This window comes from Micromonospora citrea (assembly GCF_900090315.1).
Lineage (GTDB): Bacteria > Actinomycetota > Actinomycetes > Mycobacteriales > Micromonosporaceae > Micromonospora > Micromonospora citrea.
Map to the genome: position 1 here is coordinate 5,344,864 of NZ_FMHZ01000002.1, position 16,088 is coordinate 5,360,951.

A 16,088-nucleotide genomic window follows, 5' to 3' on the forward strand; every position below is an offset into this window, starting at 1 on the left:
GGTGACGCTGACCATCGGAGTCGACGTCGGTGGCACGAAGGTGGCCGGTGGTGTCGTGGACGCCAGCGGCGCGGTCCTCGTGCAGGCCCGTCGGGACACCCCCGCCGACGACGTGGCCAAGACGCGCGACGTCATCATCGAACTGGTCAGCGAACTGGCCGTCGGGCGGTCGGTCGAGGCGGTCGGCATCGGCGCGGCCGGCTGGATCGACGCGACCCGCTCGACCGTGCTCTTCGCCCCGAACCTCGCCTGGCGCGACGAGCCGCTGCGGGAGTACGTCGGCGCCGCGACCGGCCTGCCGGTGATCGTGGAGAACGACGCCAACGTGGCCGCCTGGGCGGAGTTCCGCTACGGCGCGGCCCGCGACGCCGACGACTCGATGGTCATGTTCACCATCGGCACCGGCGTCGGCGGCGGCATCGTGCTCGGCGGGGAACTGCTGCGCGGTGCCAACGGCATCGCCGCCGAACTGGGCCACATGCTCACCGTGCCCGACGGCCACCAGTGCGGCTGCGGCCGGCTCGGCTGCATCGAGCAGTACGCCAGCGGCAGCGCCCTGGTGCGGTTCGCGCGCGCCGCCGCCCGGCAGGAGCCGCACCGCGCCGCCGCCCTGCTGGAGCTGGCCGGCGGCGACGCCGAGGCGGTCACCGGCCCCATGGTCACCGCCGCGGCGCAGGCCGGCGACCCGGTGTCCACGGAGGCGTTCGCGCAGGTCGGGCGCTGGCTCGGCACCAGCCTCGCCGACATGGCGCAGATCCTCGACCCGCAGGTCCTCGTGGTCGGCGGGGGTGTGATCGACGCCGGCGACCTGCTGCTCGGCCCGACGCGCCGGTCGTTCACCGACGCCCTCGCCCAGCGCAGCCGGCTGCCGGTTGCCGAGATCCGCCCGGCCGAGCTGGGCAACACCGCCGGCGTGATCGGCGCCGCCGACCTGGCCCGCCGGATCTGAGGCGCCGCCGTGACGCAGAGCCCGGGCGTGCCGCTGCGCGTCGTGTCGTACAACATCCACAGCCAGCGCGACGACACCGCCGCGCTGGCGGCGGTGGTCCGCGCCGCCCGGCCGGACGTGGTGGTCGTGCAGGAGGCGCCGCGCCGGTTCCGGTGGCGGCAGAAGTCCGCCTCGCTGGCCGAGTCGTTCGGCCTGGTGGTGGCCGCCGGCGGGCTGCCCGCGCTGGGCAACCTGCTGCTGACCAGCCTGCGGGTGCGGGTGTCGGCCACCCGGTGCCGCCGCTTCCCGCTCACCCCGGGCCGGCACCTGCGCGGGGCCGCGTACGCCGAGTGCGTGGTCGCCGGCGGCGCCCGGTTCACGGTGGCCGGCTCGCACCTGTCCACCGACCCGGCCGAGCGCCCCGGGCAGGCCGCGCTCTTCAAGCGCGACCTGGACGACGCCGCCACGCCGGTGATCGCCGCCGCCGACCTGAACGAGGGGCCGGACGGGCCGGCCTGGGCGACCGTCGCGCGGGGGCTGACCGACGCCGCCGTGGCGATGGACCGGGCCGACCGGCTCACCTACTCCTGCGCGGACCCCCGGCGGCGGATCGACGCCCTCTTCGTCGACCCGCGGATCACGGTGGTCGACTACGACGTGGTCGACACCCCGCAGACCCGCCGGGCCAGCGACCACTTTCCGGTCCTGGTCGACCTGCTGCTGCCCGGGGCCGACTGACCGTTCCGCGCGCCAGGGCTGGACATCCCGCTCGGATGTGGGAAGGATTCTGCGCGACCCGGCACTCGTGCCGCACAAAAGGAGATCTCCCGGTGTCCACCTCCACCGACCACGGCCGGCCCGACCCGGAGGCGAGCACGCTCGCCCTGACCAGCGACGGCCGGCCGGTCTCCGACCGGGGCGACACGGTCTGCGTGATCGGCGCCGGGGCCAGCGGCCTCGCCGCCGTCAAGAACCTCAAGGAGCACGGGTTCGGCGTCGACTGCTACGAGCGGGAGACCGGCGTCGGCGGGGCCTGGAACTGGCGGCACGACCGCAGCCCGGTGTACGCCAGCACGCACCTGATCTCGTCGCGGCCCTTCACCCAGTTTCCCGACTTCCCGATGCCGGACGACTGGCCGGACTACCCGCACCACAGCCGGTTCCTGTCCTACCTGGAGCGCTACGCCGACCACTTCGACCTGCGCGGGCACGTCTGGTTCGGCACCGAGGTGATCCGGGTGGAGCCGGTCGACGGCGACCGCTGGGACGTGACCACCCGCAGCACCGGCGGCTACGGCCCGGAACGCACCTCCCGTTACGCGGCGGTGGTGGTCGCCAACGGGCACAACTGGTCGCCGAAGCTGCCCCGCTACGAGGGGCTGGAGGAGTTCCGGGGCGAGGTGATGCACGCCTCGTCCTACAAGGACCCGGCGCAGCTGCGCGGCAAGCGGGTGCTCGTCGTCGGCGCCGGCAACACCGGCTGCGACATCGCCGTCGAGGCCGCCCAGCAGGCGTCGCGCTGCTGGCACTCCACTCGCCGGGGCTACTGGTACGCCCCGAAGTACGTCCTGGGCCGCCCCGCCGACCAGGTCAACGACGCGCTGCTGGCGTTGCGGGTGCCGTTGCGGGTGCGGCAGTGGCTCTACCACTGGACGCTGCGGCTGACCGTCGGCGACCTGACCCGGTTCGGCCTGCCGAAGCCCGACCACCGGGTCTACGAGACGCACCCGATCGCCAACAGCCAGCTCGTCTACTACGTGGGCCACGGCGGGATCGCCCCCGTGCCGGACGTCGCCCGCTTCCACCCGTACGCCGTCGAGCTATCCGACGGCCGGGAGATCGACCCGGAGCTGGTCGTCTTCGCCACCGGCTACCTGCCGCGCTTCGAGTTCCTCGATCCCAAGGTGCTCGGCGACGACGCGGGGACGGGCCGGCCCACGCTCTGGCTCAACGCCTTCGCCCCGGGCCACCCCACGCTCGCCGTCGCCGGCCTGGTGCAGCCGGACTCGGGCATCTTCCCCCTGTCGCACTGGCAGACGGTGCTCTTCGCCCGGCTGCTGCGGCTGCGCCTGACCCGTCCCGACCGGGCGGCGGCCTTCGCCGCCCGGGTCGCGGCGAAGGCGGGGGAGCGCTACTCCGGGCCGGTCAAGGACAGCAGCCGGCACTGGTTCGAGGTGGGTCACGCCGACTACCTGCGCGCGGTCCAACGCGCGCTGCACGACTTGGAAGGTTCCCGATGAGCGCGAGGAGTGCAGCGCAGCGGAGCCCCGCAGTCGCGAGTGGAAGGTGGGCTCGGTGAGCGCGAGGAGTGCAGCGCAGCGGAGCCCCGCAGTCGCGAACGAAAGGCCGGAACAGTGAGTCAGGTGCGGGTCATGCGAGGGCGGGAGTGGGCCCGCCCGGTCCGTCCGGTCCGGCGTGAGGTGCTCGGCGTGGCCCCCGAGCTGGAGGAGGGGCGCCCGCCGCTGCTGTTCGTGCCGGGCTTCGGCCACGGCGCCTGGGCGTTCGCCGAGCACTGGCTGGGCCACGCCGCGTCGCGGGGCTTCCCGGCGTACGCGCTGAGCCTGCGCGGGCACGGCGGCAGCGGCCCGGCGCCGGAGGCGACGCTGCGGGCGTACGCCCACGACGTGACCCAGGTGGCGGCGGGGCTGCCGCGCCAGGCGGTGCTGGTGGGGCACGGCGCCGGGGCCCTGGTGGTCGCGCACGCGTTGGCCCGCTACCCGGCCCGGGCCGGGGTGCTCGTGGCGCCGGTGCTCGGTGGCTGGGCGACGTTCGGGGCCGCGTTGCGCCGCAACCCGCTCGGCACGCTGTCGGCGGTGTTCGGTGGGCCGCTGCGGTTGCACCGCCGCCAGCTGTTCAGCCGTGAGCTGCCGGAGGCGGAGGCCCGGGGGTACGTCTCCCGGCTGGGCCGGGCGGGCCGGCGGGCGCAGTGGCAGCTGCTGGCCGGGCGGGACGCGGAGCCGGCCGTGGGCGATCCGCCGGTGCTGGTGCTGGGCAGCCCGGACGACCGGGTGGTCCCGGCGGCGGCGCTGACCCGGGCGGCCCGCCGGTACGGCTCGGCCCCGCTGCTCTTCCCCGGGATGGGCCACGACATGATGCTCGACGCGCGGTGGCGGGAGCCGATCGACGCGATCCTGGACTGGCTGGAGAAGGATCCGGCGCCGGACGGCCGGCCCTGAGCGCAGGCCGATCCCCGCGCCGGTGAGCACGCCGACGAGGGCCGGCCAGGCGCGGCCCTGACGCCCGCCCCGGCGGCCCCGGCGCCCGGCGTCAGCCGGCGGCGCCCAGCCGGGTCAGCAGCGAGCCGCTGTCGTCCAGCGCGGAGAGGTAGGAGCGGGCCCAGGCGCGGATGTCGTAGCGGTGCAGGTGCGAGCGCATGGCGCGGATCCGCGCGCCGACGTCCTCGGGGCCCGCCCGGAGCGCCGAGAGCAGCCCCTGCTTGAGCCCTTCCAGGTCGTGCGGGTTGACCAGGTAGGCCTGCGGCAGCTCGGCGGCGGCGCCGGCGAACTCGCTGAGCAGCAGGGCGCCCGTGTCGTCCACCCGGGCGGCCACGTACTCCTTGGCGACCAGGTTCATCCCGTCGCGCAGCGGGGTCACCGCCATCACGTCGGCGACGCGGTAGAGGGCGGCCAGCTCGGCGCGGTCGAAGGGCTGGGTCAGGTAGTGGATCGCCGGCTCGCCGACCCGGCCGAACTCGCCGTTGATCCGCCCGACCTCGCGCTCCACCCGCTCGCGGAGGATCTGATATTGCCCGACCCGTTCCCGGCTCGGCACCGCCACCTGCACCAGCACGGTGTCGCGTACCTTGACGTGCCCGGCGGCGAGCAGCTCGCTGTACGCCTTGAGCCGCTGCTCGATGCCCTTCGTGTAGTCCATCCGGTCGACGCTGAGGATCACCTGCTCGGGGCTGCCGAGGTCGTGGCGCAGCCGGCGGGCCCGGTCGGCCACGTCGGGCCGGGCGGCGAGCGCCGCCATCTCGGCGGTGTCGATGGAGACGGGGAAGGCGCCGATGCGGACCACCCGGTCGTCGACGGCGATCCGGCGGTCCGTGGCGGGCAGCTCGAGCACCTTGGCCACCAGTTGGGCGAAGTTGTGCGCGGCCTGGGCCCGCTGAAAGCCGACGAGGTCGGCGCCGAGCATGCCGCGCAGCAGCTCGGCCCGGCGGGGGAGCTGCATGAACAGTTCGGGCGGCGGGAACGGCACGTGCAGGAAGAAGCCGATCCGCAGGTCGGGCCGGAGCGTCCGGAGCAGGCCGGGCACCAGTTGGAGGTGGTAGTCCTGCACCCAGACCACCGCGCCGGGCTCGGCCACCTGGGCGGTCGCCTCGGCGAACCGCTGGTTGACCCGCTGGTAGGCCTCCCACCAGCGTCGGTGGTGCTCCGGCTGCTCGACGGAGTCGTGGTAGAGCGGCCAGAGGGTGGCGTTGGCGAAGCCCTCGTAGTGGTCGCGCAGGTCGTCGCCGCTGAGCGGCACGGTGTGCATGCGTACGCCGTCCACGTCCGGCACGGCGGGCGCCGGCCCGGTGCCGCCGGCCCAGCCCACCCAGGTCGCCGGGGTGTGCCGCAGGAGAGGATGCAGGGCGCTGACCAGGCCGCCGGGGCTGCGGCGCCATTCGCAGGCGCCGTCGGGGGCGGCGCCGTCGTCGATGGGCAGGCGGTTGGCCACCACCACGAGGGAGCTCTGTCGCATCTCGGGCATTCCGATCCGCAGGGGGTGTGACCGCCGCGAGCGAGGAAAAACCGGGCAGCCAGCGAGGGAGTGACGGACAGCGGTATTCCTACTGACAGTAAGTTACACCACTGTTACGCGCGTGGCGTGGGGCCGCCAGCGTCCCGGGATGCGGGCGCGCTCCCGTGCCGCCGGTCAGACGACCGCGCCGTCGTCGGGGTCGCGGTCGTCGTCCTCGCCGCCCGGGCGCAGCCGCCAGATCAGCGCGACGAAGCCGGCGAGAATGCCGGTGAAGCCGAACAGGTTGACCACCGAGGGGTCGGCCACCGGGAAGACGGACGGGAACAGGAACAGCACGAAGCCGACCACGATCGCCAGCACGCCGACCACGGCGTACTTCGAGAAGCGCGGCAGGGGCGGGGGCGGCGGCGGGGTGTAGCGCTCGTCGTCGGCCTCGTCGTCGGGCAGGTCCGCCCCGAAGGTGTCCAGCCCGTCGAGCAGCGACGGCTCGTCCTGCCGGGCACGGCCGACGGAGATCCCCGAGATGTCCGCCGCGTACGGCAGCCGGCGCACGTCGGTGGCAGTCGGCCCGGCGGGCTCGTCGGGCGCGGCGAGGGGCGCCGGGCCTGTGGCCGGCCCCGGCGGGTCGTCCACGTCCTCCGCCGCGGGCCACGGGTTGTCGCCCGGTGCGGGAGCGGTGTGGAAGCCGGCGACGATCCGCGCCCACTCGGCGTCGATGTCCGGCTCCGCCTCGCGGGGCCGCTCGGCGGGCGTCTCGTCGGCGAGCTGGGTCAGGTAGTCGCGGGCGGTGGTCAGGTGCGACCGGTCGACGTAGAGCCGGTCGACGGGGCGGGCGGGCACGGTGGTGGTGCGGGTGACCGGGTTCAGGTCGGCCGAGGGCTGGAGGTAGGCGGCGATCCCACCGGCGGCGAGGACGTCGAGCAGGTGCTCCCCGACGCGCGGATCCACGTCGCCGGCGACGGCGTACTCGCTCGCGTCGAGCCCGTTGTCCCGCCGTCCCCGGCGGGCGCCACCCGCTGACACCGGACACCCTCCTCATCACGCGCCCGCGGCGCGGTCGCCTGAGCCCCCTCGGCGCCGTCCCCGACGCCGTGCCTTGAATCGTGACACGTCGGGGGCCGGTTCCGGGAGTGCCTTGTGGCGCGGCGTACGAACCCGGCGCCCTGCCGCAGGTCGTGCCCGGGGACCCTATGTCCGTTCTTGCTGCATGCTGGCCGCCGCCGCCGCCGCCGCCGCCGACGACGACGCCGACGCCGACGCGGGGCGGGGCGGTCGGCGGTGGGTGGCCGCGCGGGCCCGGGAGGCCGTTGTGACAGCGGGCACGGGTTCGTAGGCTGGCGCCCACGACCGAAACGCGGTGGCGTCGCGACCACCTCTGGGAAAGGACGCCGGTGCTGTACTGGCTGATGAAGTACGTCCTCCTCGGCCCGCTGCTGAGGCTGGTCTTCCGCCCGCAGGTCGAGGGGCTGCACCACGTGCCCGACACCGGTCCGGTGATCCTGGCCAGCAACCACCTGTCGTTCTCCGACTCGATCTTCACGCCGCTGATCGTGAGGCGGCGGGTGACATTCATCGCCAAGGCCGAATACTTCACCGGCAAGGGCGTCAAGGGCTGGCTGACGAAGATGTTCTTCGTCGGCTCCGGCACCATCCCCGTCGACCGCTCGGGCGGCCGGGCGGCCAGGGCCGCGCTGGACACCCAGCTGCGGGTGCTCCGCGCCGGCGGCATCGCCGGCATCTATCCCGAGGGCACCCGGTCCCCGGACGGCCGGCTCTACCGGGGCAAGACCGGCGTCGCCCGGCTGGCCCTGGAGAGCGGCGCCCCCGTGGTGCCGATGGCGATGCTCAACGCCGACGAGATCCAGCCGCCCGGCAAGCTCATCCCGAAGATCGCCCGGGTGCGGATCCGGTTCGGCCCGCCGCTGGACTTCTCCCGCTACGCCGGGATGGCCGGCGACCGGTTCGTCGAGCGCGCGGTGACCGACGAGATCATGTACGAGGTGATGGAGCTCTCCGGCCGCGAGTACGTCGACATGTACGCGCAGAAGGCCAAGGGCCCCGCCGTCACCGCGCCCCGCGAGCCGGTCGCCGCCTGACGGCACGGTCCACCAGCTCGTGGCCCCCTGGCGGCCGACCGGCCGGGGGACGGCTCAGCAGGCCAGGGCGGGGTCGGCGGGGGCCGCCGGGGGCCGGGCCACGTCCAGCAGGGCGGGGGCGTCGTTGCGCAGCGCGAAGGCGCGCAGCTCGGCCAGCTCCGGCCGCCCGGCCGTCGGCTCGCCGGCCCGCTCCAGCTCCACCGCCGCGAACGTGAGCGCCAGCATCCGGTCGGTGACGTCCGGGATGCCGGCGTAGATGTCGGCCCCCGCCAGGTGCAGCTCCGCGGCCCGCCGGTGGTCGCCGCCCGCCGCGGCCAGCGCCCCCGTCACCGTCCGCAGCGCGGCTTCCGACCAGGGCGTGCGGTGGCCCACCCGGTCCAGCATCGTGCGCACCCGGGCGGCCGCGTCGCGCCCGGCGAGGCTGGCGGCGTACGCGGCCGCCGCGATCCACTCGCCGCTGGCCAGGGCGGGCACCGCCGACCAGGAGGTGGCCAGCTCGTCGATGAGCGTCGCCGCCTCGTCGCGGCGCCCCTGCAACGCCCGGCAGAGCGCACCCATCGCCAGCATCGTCCAGTGCAGCCGGTGGAAGCCGCTGCGCCGCGCGGCGTCCAGCGCCGCCGCGACGTCGTCGGCGGGCGCGTCGTCGCCCGGGTCGGTGGGGGCGGCCGCCGGCGGCACCGGCTCGCCCCGCAGCACCAGCAGGCAGGAGCGCAGGCCCCGGACCTGCATGTCCCAGCTGCCGGTGGGAGTGTCCACGAACGCCTCGGCGGCGCTGAGTAGCCGGCCGAAGTCGCCCTCGAACCACGCGCGCATGGCCTCCGCGGAGGAGATCGTGGTCAGCGTCTGCCCGCTGGCCGTACGCGCCGGCGACGACGAGAGCAGGGCGTCCGATCGCAGCCAGTCGCCCTCCTCGCAGACGGCGTACGCCAGGTTCTGGATCGCCCTGGGCAGCGCGATCAACTGGTTGGCCCGGCTGACCTCGACGATCGTGTGCAGCTCGTCCAGGCCCGAGCGGTCGCCCGCCTGGTAGCGCGCGATGGCCGAGGTGATCCGCGCGTTGGTGCGGGTCTCGGTGAGCCCCAGCCGCTCGCCGATCTCCGCCGCCCGGTCGGCCGCGGCGACCGCCGGGTCCCGCTCGTAGTTGAGCATGTGCAGCCGGCCCAGCTCGGCGTAGGCGTCCGCCTTCTGCGAACTGTCGGGCAGCGGGGCGAACAGCTGCACGGCCCGGCCCAGGCAGGCCAGCGCGGCGGCCCGGTCGGCGCGCAGCCACGCGGCCTGGCCGAGCAGCGTCCACGCGCGAGCCGCGCAGGCGTCGTCGCCGTGCGACAGCAGCCGCTCGGCGAGCGCCTGCACCTGCTCGGGCCCGCCGCCCGAGAGGAAGGCGTTGCCGTCCCGGTAGAAGGAGATCTCCGTGCTGAGCAGTTCCAGCTGGAGCCGGCCGACCGGGTCGGACTCGTCGGCCAGCCCGAGCGCCCGGCCCGCGTGGCTGGCCGCGGCGTCGAGGCTGTGCAGCGCGTACGCCCGCCGGGCGGCCCGGTGCAGGGCGGCGCGGGCGGGGCCGGCGTAGCGGGCGGTGTCCATGCCCAGCGTCCGGGCGATCTCGTGCGCCGCCCAGCGGTGGTGCGCCAGCACCTCCGCCAGGTCGGTGTCCCGGCTCTGCGACAGCGTGTCCAGCCACTGCGCCGTGCGTTCGTGCCGCGCCACCCGCTCGGTGCGGGGCAGCCGCTGATAGCACACGTCGCGCACCAGCACGTGCCGGAACCGGTACTCCGGCTGCCCCGCCATGGTGGAGGCGGCCTGCTCGTGCACGAAGTCGCGCTGCTCCAGCCGGCGCAGGGCGCGTTCCACCGACTCCACCGGCTGTCCGAGCGCGGCGGCCACCGCCCCCGGCCAGAACTGCACACCGACCACAGCGGCGGCCAGCAGCACCGTGCGCTCGGTGGCGTCGAGCAGGTCGATCCGGTTGGCGATGACGGCGTGCACGCTCTCCGGCATCGGCAGGTCGAGGTGCTTCTCCAGCGACCAGCCCCGCCCGGACTGGCGCAGCGCGCCCTGCTCGATGAGCATCCGGACGTACTCGTGGGCGTAGAGCGGGTTGCCGCCGGCCACCTCGACCAGCGGCGTCAGCATGTCGGCGGAGAACGCCGCCTGGCCGAACATGTGGGCGTACAGCGACGCGATGCCGGTGTCCCGCAGCGGCGGCAGCGTGATGGTCACCGAGCCGGTGATCGTCCCCGCCCAGCTCGGGTCCCGGTCGACCAGCTCCGGCCGCGCGGTGCAGAGCAGCAGCAGCGGCACGTCGCGGGCGGCCGCGCCGAGCAGCTCCACGAAGCGCAGCATCGCGTCGTCGGCCCAGTGCAGGTCCTCGAAGACCAGCACCGTCGGTCGGCGCACCGCCAGCGCGAGCAGGAAGCGCCGCCACGCCGACTCGGTCTCCTCGGCCGGCAGCGGGGTCCCCGGGAGGCCCACCAGGGGCCGCAGCGCGTCCACGAGGCGGGCCCGCTCGCCCGGGCCGACCAGCTCGTCGACGGCCGAGGCGAGCCGCTGGGCGGCGGTGGACGCCGGGTCGGTGTCCAGGATGCCGGCCTCGGCCTTGACGATGTCGGCCAGCGCCGCGAAGGCCACGTTCTCGCCGAACGGCGGGCACCGCCCGGTACGCCAGGTCAGCGGCTCGTCGACCAGCCGGTCCACGTGCCGGTACAGCTCGCGCACCAGCCGGCTCTTGCCGAGCCCGGCCCGGCCGAAGACGGTCACCACCTGGGGGCGCCGGTCGCGCAGCGACCGGTGCAGCGCGTTGACCAGCATCCCCAGCTCGTGTTCCCGGTCGATCAGCGGTGTGGTGTCCGGCTGCCGGTCGGTGGGCTGCCGCCGCACCGGGGAGAGGGCCAGCCACACCTCCGTCGTCGTCGACCGCCCGCGCAGCACGACCGGTGGCTGCTCCGCGTAGCGGATGCTGTCCTGGGTCAGCGCGTAGGTGGTGCCGCAGACCAGCACCCCGCCGGGCGGCGCGACGGACTGCATCCGGGAGGCGGTGTTGACCACGTCGCCGGCCACGATCGCCTGGCCGCCGTCGCGGGCGGCGGCCACGTCGACCAGCGCCTCGCCGGTGGCCACGCCGACCCGGAAGCGCAGCGCGTCCGCCCCCGTCGGGGTGAACCGGGTCAGCACCCGTTGCAGCTCCAGGCCGGCCCGGACGCAGCGCAGCGCGTCGGTCTCGGTCGCCACCGGCGCCCCGAACAGGGCCATCACCGCGTCGCCGATGTACTTCTCGACCACGCCGCCGTACTGGCCGACGACGCGGCGGGCGGCCGAGAAGAACCCCGTCTGCATGCCCCGCACCAGCTCCGGGTCGGCCCGCTCGACGTACGGGGTGAAGTCGATCAGGTCGACGAAGAGCACGCTGACCCGGCGGCGGTCCTCCTGCGGGGCGGCCGCCCGCCGGTCGGTTCCCGGCCGGGGCGCGCCGCAGGACGTGCAGAACGCCACGTCCCGGGCGAGCGGGCGGAGGCAGTGCGGGCACACCGCGCCCAGCTCGTTGCCGCAGCCGCCGCAGAAGCGGTCGCCGGCGGCGGCTGTGCGTCCACAGCGGTCACACTGCGTGGCGATGACAGCCTCCACTTGTGGTCCCCCGGGCGCCGGTGTCGGCGCCGTTCCGCCTGCCAGTATCGCCGTCGCTCCAGCTGTCGGGTACCGGGCTGTTGGCTTGTGGACAGTCCACCGGCCGGTCCTGCGGCTACAGTCAGGCGGCTGATTCACCGACCAACGACCACAGGGGGACATCCGATGGTGTACGTGATGCTGCAGAGCGACTGGACCGACAGCAACGGGGTGAGCCACCTCGCGGGCGACTCCGTCGACGTGGACGCCGCCACGCTGGCGACGCTCCAGGCGCAGGGCATCGTCAGCGAGCAGTCCGGCGGCGGCAGCAAGGACGGCACCGAGTGGGTCGGGCCGGGCAGCACGACCAACTGGGTCGGGCCGGGCAGCGCCACCCCCTGACGACCGCGCGGGCAGCGGGGGCCGGAGCAGCCGCTCCGGCCCTTTTCGCGCGTGGCGGGCCCGGTCGCGTACGCCTCAGCGGTCGCTCATGCCGGCGCGGCGGCGCAGCGCCGCCACGTCGGTGACCACGATCCGGCGGCCCTCGGTGCGCAGCCAGCCGCGGTTGGCGAACGAGCCGATCGCCTGGTTGACGCTCTGCCGCGAGCCGCCGGCCATCTCGGCGAGCTGGCTCTGGTTGAGCTCGATGGTGATCATCGGGGCCTGGCTCTCGCCGGCCAGCCGCACCAGGGTCTTGGCGACCCGGCCGGGCAGGTCGAGGAAGACGTGGTCGGCGTTCTGCTCGGTGAGCCGGCGGATCAGCCCGCCCAGCGAGCGCATCACCGCGTCGAGGATGCGCGGGTTGGAGTGGACCAGCTCCATGAACGCGCCCCGCGACAGCGCGAGCGCGGCGCAGTCCTCGATCGCCTCGGCGGAGGCCGAGCGGGTGGACGCGTCGAGCAGGGAGACCTCGCCCAGCACGTCGGGCGGTCGGATGACCGACAACACGGCGCGCTCGCCGGTCGGCGCGGTGCGGAAGACCGCCACCGCGCCCCGGCGCAGCACGATCAGCGACTCGCCGGGATCGTTCTCCACGAACAGCAGCTGGCCCTTGCGGTACGTCCGGGGGACCGCCGCCGCGATGACCCGTTGCCGGACCTCCGGCTCGAGCCCGGCGAACATCTCCACACCTGTGAGCGCGTCACCCGGCTCCGGCAGGCGCATCTCCACGGCCCAACCCCTCCCCGGTCAAGGACCACAACTCGCTCACCGGGTGAACCTGAAGGCCCTCGACGAGGTGAACTGACACCGGTTCGGCGTCCGGTAGCGGTACACATCAGATCATGACGGTCCTGTCGCTTGCTGTACACCCCTCAAATCACTTCCGTGACACTGCCGAGCTGCGGTGACCGGCATCGTGGGAGGCGGATCCGGTTCCCGGGCGGAGCCGCCGGGGGGCGGAGGCGGATCCGGTCGCACCGGCGACCACGGCCGACGGGCGCGGGAGGCGGGACCACTGCCGTGCCCGCCGGCGGCCGGTGTCGGTGCCGCCGGCGGCCGGGCGCGGCAACCCCGGTCGCCGGCACACGACCGACGTGGGCGAGGATGTCGGCGATGGTCTACCGCTACTTCTACGACTGCGAGTTCATCGAGGACGGCCGCATCGTCGACCTGGTGTCGATCGGCGTCGTCGACGAGTACGGCCGCGAGTTCTACGCCGTCTCGACCGAGTTCGACGACTCGCGGGCCGTGCCCTGGGTGCGCCGCAACGTGCTCGACAAGCTGCCCTCCCCGGCGGACCGCGCCTGGCGCTCCCGGGAGCGCATCCGCGACGAGCTGTACGACTTCCTCGTCGAGCCGGTCCGCGACCGCCCGGGCGAGCAGCTGGAGCTCTGGGCCTGGTACGCCGCCTACGACCACGTGGTCCTCGCCCAGCTGTGGGGGGCGATGCCGGCACTGCCCCGGGAGATCCCCCGGTTCACCAAGGAGCTGCGTCAGCTCTGGGACGACCGGGGCCGGCCGCCGCTGCCGGACGCGGCGTCGGCCCGGCACGACGCGCTCGTCGACGCCCGGCACAACCTGGCGCGCTGGCGGGCGATGACCGGTTCGTAGGTTTGGTCTGTTCTGTCCCGGGCACCGGTGCGCAATCGAGCCGATGCGAGGGAGTGGTCCCATGAGCAACGAACCGAGCAGCGCCGCCGAGGCCCGTCGCCGGGTGACCGAGCTGGCCCGGGAGGCGCGGATCTGCATGCTGACGACCATCGGCGTGGACGGCCGCCTGGTGAGCCGGCCGATGGGCCTGCAGGAGGCCGAGTTCGACGGCGACCTGTGGTTCTTCGCGTACGCGGACTCCGCCAAGGTCCGCCAGATCCGGGTCAACCCGGAGGTGAACGTGGCCTTCTCCGACTCGAAGCGCAACTCCTGGGTCTCGATCGCCGGAACCGCGCAGGAGGGCTACGACCGGGCCAGGGCCGAGCAGTTGTGGAACCCGCTGCTCAAGGCGTGGTTCCCGGACGGGCTGGAGACCCCGGGGATCACGCTGGTCAAGGTCCACGCCAGCTCGGCCGAGTACTGGGACTCGCCGTCCAGCACCGTGGTCAACCTGTTCGGCTACGCCAAGGCGGCGGTGACCGGGAAGCCGCCGAAGGCGGGGGAGAACCACGAGGTCAGCTACTGACCGGTAGGCCGACCGCCGGTGGGATCGGCCCGGGGCGCGATGTCGGCGCACACCCGCGGCGACTACAGTGCGCACTGACGGCCCGCCCCGGGCCGGCAACGGCGCCGATGGTCTGATCCGACACATATCCTGGGGCAAATCGGGCTTCACCTGATGCTCCAGGAGGATGAGCAGATCATGCGTATCGGCGTGCTCACCGGCGGCGGCGACTGCCCAGGTCTCAACGCGGTCATCCGGGCGGTGGTCCGCAAGGGCGTCGCCAGCTACGGCCACGAGTTCGTGGGTTTCCGGGACGGTTGGAAGGGTCCGCTGGAGGGCCTGTCCCGCCCGCTGGGCATCGCGGACGTCCGCGGCATCCTGCCGCGCGGCGGCACCATCCTCGGTTCGTCGCGGACCAACCCCTTCAAGATCGAGAACGGCGTCGAGCGGATCAAGGACAACCTCGCCGCGCAGGGCGTCGACGCGCTCATCGCGATCGGCGGCGAGGACACCCTCGGCGTGGCCACCAAGCTGCACGAGCTCGGGGTGCACGTGATCGGCGTGCCGAAGACGATCGACAACGACCTCGGCGCCACCGACTACACCTTCGGCTTCGACACCGCCGTCAACATCGCGATGGAGGCCATCGACCGGCTGCACACCACCGCCGAGAGCCACCACCGCACCCTCGTGGTCGAGGTGATGGGCCGGCACGCCGGCTGGATCGCCCTGCACGCCGGCCTGGCCGGCGGCGCCAACGTGATCCTGCTGCCGGAGCGGCAGTTCGACGTCGACCAGGTCGCCGGCTACGTCGAGAAGCGCTTCCAGCACCAGTACGCCCCGATCGTCGTCGTCGCCGAGGGCGCCCACCCGCTCGAGGGCCAGATGGTGCTGCACAACCAGGAGCTCGACGCGTTCGGCCACGTCCGCCTCGGCGGCATCGGCCAGTGGCTCGCCGAGCAACTGGAGGCCAAGACCGGCAAGGAGGCCCGCACGGTCGTGCTCGGGCACATCCAGCGCGGCGGCACCCCGACCGCCTTCGACCGGGTGCTCGCCACCCGGCTCGGCCTGCACGCGATCGACGCCGCGCACGAGGGCGACTGGGGCAAGATGGTCGCCATGCAGAGCACGGACATCGTCCGCGTGCCGCTCGCCGAGGCCACCCGCGAGCTGAAGACCGTGCCGCTGGAGCGGTACGCCGAGGCCGAGGTCTTCTTCGGCAGCTGATCCATCCACGGCGTCGCGGCGGGCCGTCCAGGGCCCGCCGCGACGCCGGCTCACGGCGAGGGGGTACGACGGCGATGGCGGGTTCGGTGCACACGGTCGCGGTGATCGGGGCGGGCAAGATCGGCGAGCTGATGCTCTCCGGGCTGCTGCGCTCGGGCTGGCCCGTCGACCGGCTGCTGGCCACCGCCCGTCGGCCCGCCCGCGCCGAGGAGCTGACCGCCCGCTACGGGGTGCGGGTGGTCGACAACCTCGCCGCGGTGGACGAGGCCGAGGTGCTCGCCGTCTCCGTCAAGCCGCAGGACGCGGCGACGCTGCTGGAGGAGATCGGGCCGAAGGTGCCCGCCGACAAGCTGGTCATCTCGCTCTGCGCCGGCCTGCCGACCAGCTTCTTCAACCGCCGGCTGCCCGAGGGCACCCCCGTCGTGCGGGTCATGACCAACACCCCCGCCCTGGTCGACGAGGCGATGACCGCGATCTCCGCCGGCGCGCACGCCACCGGGGCGCACCTCGCGCTGGCCGAGGAGATGTTCAAGCCGCTGGGCTCGACCATCCGGGTGCCCGAGTCGCAGCAGGACGCGGTGACCGCCCTGTCCGGCTCCGGGCCGGCGTACTTCTACCTGCTGGTCGAGGCGATGATCGACGCGGGCATCCTGCTCGGCCTGCCCCGGCAGGTCGCGCACGAGCTGATCGTGCAGACCGCGATCGGCTCCGCCGTGATGCTGCGCGACTCCGGCGAGCACCCGGTGAAGCTGCGCGAGGCGGTCACCTCGCCGGCCGGCACCACCATCTCCGCCGTGCGCGAGCTGGAGAAGCACGGCGTACGGGCGGCGCTGCTCGCCGCCCTGGAGGCGGCCCGCGACCGCGCCCGCGAACTGGCCGCTCAGGCCGACTGACTTCCCCGGCCGACCCTCGCGCTGGCCTGAACGTGGCACCGGGAGAGATCGCTACCTTCGGGGTC

14 protein-coding genes are annotated in these 16,088 nt (G+C 74.3%); 10 read left to right on the forward strand and 4 right to left on the reverse strand.

Translation table 11 applies throughout. The features are described from left to right. Position 1 precedes the first annotated feature (1 nt). The 4 genes from GA0070606_RS24495 (at position 2) to GA0070606_RS24510 (ending at position 4,104) form a co-directional block, all read left to right on the forward strand. Positions 2-949: an ROK family glucokinase gene (locus GA0070606_RS24495; RefSeq protein WP_091104705.1), complete on the forward strand. Its 948-nt coding sequence runs from the start codon at positions 2-4 to the stop codon at positions 947-949. Between the two features lie 9 nt (positions 950-958). Further along, a complete protein-coding gene (locus GA0070606_RS24500) occupies positions 959-1,666 on the forward strand; it encodes an endonuclease/exonuclease/phosphatase family protein (RefSeq protein WP_091104708.1) in 708 nt (235 codons plus the stop codon). A 92-nt stretch (positions 1,667-1,758) separates the two neighbouring features. After that, entirely contained in the window at positions 1,759-3,168 is a 1,410-nt protein-coding gene (locus GA0070606_RS24505; protein WP_091104710.1) for a flavin-containing monooxygenase, read from the forward strand. 132 nt (positions 3,169-3,300) lie between these two features. Then, complete coding sequence (locus tag GA0070606_RS24510) at positions 3,301-4,104, forward strand: alpha/beta hydrolase (protein WP_091108134.1); 804 nt, start codon at positions 3,301-3,303, stop codon at positions 4,102-4,104. A gap of 91 nt (positions 4,105-4,195) precedes the next feature. Here GA0070606_RS24510 and GA0070606_RS24515 read toward each other — a convergent pair whose 3' ends face one another. Both GA0070606_RS24515 and GA0070606_RS24520 read right to left on the reverse strand, forming a co-directional pair. Beyond that, a complete protein-coding gene (locus GA0070606_RS24515) occupies positions 4,196-5,614 on the reverse strand; it encodes an alpha,alpha-trehalose-phosphate synthase (UDP-forming) (RefSeq protein WP_091108136.1) in 1,419 nt (472 codons plus the stop codon). A gap of 174 nt (positions 5,615-5,788) precedes the next feature. After that, entirely contained in the window at positions 5,789-6,637 is an 849-nt protein-coding gene (locus GA0070606_RS24520; RefSeq protein ID WP_091104713.1) for a DUF308 domain-containing protein, read from the reverse strand. Between the two features lie 368 nt (positions 6,638-7,005). On the opposite strand from GA0070606_RS24520, the gene GA0070606_RS24525 reads away from it, so the two are divergent. Further along, positions 7,006-7,710, forward strand: a complete 705-nt coding sequence (locus GA0070606_RS24525) for a lysophospholipid acyltransferase family protein (protein ID WP_091104715.1) — start codon at positions 7,006-7,008, stop codon at positions 7,708-7,710. A gap of 54 nt (positions 7,711-7,764) precedes the next feature. On the opposite strand, the gene GA0070606_RS33775 is transcribed toward GA0070606_RS24525, so the two are convergent. Further along, positions 7,765-11,328 carry an ATP-binding protein gene (locus GA0070606_RS33775; protein WP_091104717.1) on the reverse strand — a complete coding sequence of 1,188 codons (3,564 nt, stop codon included), beginning with the start codon at positions 11,326-11,328 and terminating at the stop codon, positions 7,765-7,767. 165 nt (positions 11,329-11,493) lie between these two features. Here GA0070606_RS33775 and GA0070606_RS24535 point away from each other — a divergent pair, with 165 nt between their 5' ends. Further along, entirely contained in the window at positions 11,494-11,709 is a 216-nt protein-coding gene (locus GA0070606_RS24535; protein WP_091104720.1) for a hypothetical protein, read from the forward strand. Between the two features lie 75 nt (positions 11,710-11,784). Here GA0070606_RS24535 and GA0070606_RS24540 read toward each other — a convergent pair whose 3' ends face one another. Further along, positions 11,785-12,477 (reverse strand): Crp/Fnr family transcriptional regulator, encoded by a 693-nt coding sequence (locus tag GA0070606_RS24540; RefSeq protein ID WP_091104723.1) that lies wholly within the window; start codon positions 12,475-12,477, stop codon positions 11,785-11,787. Between the two features lie 384 nt (positions 12,478-12,861). On the opposite strand from GA0070606_RS24540, the gene GA0070606_RS24545 reads away from it, so the two are divergent. The 4 genes from GA0070606_RS24545 to proC all read left to right on the forward strand — a co-directional run bounded on the left by GA0070606_RS24545 (position 12,862) and on the right by proC (position 16,023). Continuing rightward, positions 12,862-13,359, forward strand: a complete 498-nt coding sequence (locus GA0070606_RS24545; RefSeq protein ID WP_091104726.1) for a polyadenylate-specific 3'-exoribonuclease AS — start codon at positions 12,862-12,864, stop codon at positions 13,357-13,359. 61 nt (positions 13,360-13,420) lie between these two features. Beyond that, the gene (locus GA0070606_RS24550) at positions 13,421-13,924 is read left to right on the forward strand and encodes a pyridoxamine 5'-phosphate oxidase family protein (RefSeq protein ID WP_091104729.1); all 504 of its coding nucleotides are present in this window, start codon (positions 13,421-13,423) and stop codon (positions 13,922-13,924) included. A 177-nt stretch (positions 13,925-14,101) separates the two neighbouring features. Continuing rightward, positions 14,102-15,130: an ATP-dependent 6-phosphofructokinase gene (locus tag GA0070606_RS24555; protein WP_091108138.1), complete on the forward strand. Its 1,029-nt coding sequence runs from the start codon at positions 14,102-14,104 to the stop codon at positions 15,128-15,130. A gap of 74 nt (positions 15,131-15,204) precedes the next feature. Continuing rightward, complete coding sequence (gene proC / locus GA0070606_RS24560) at positions 15,205-16,023, forward strand: pyrroline-5-carboxylate reductase (protein WP_091104733.1); 819 nt, start codon at positions 15,205-15,207, stop codon at positions 16,021-16,023. The last annotated feature ends 65 nt before the right edge of the window (positions 16,024-16,088 follow it).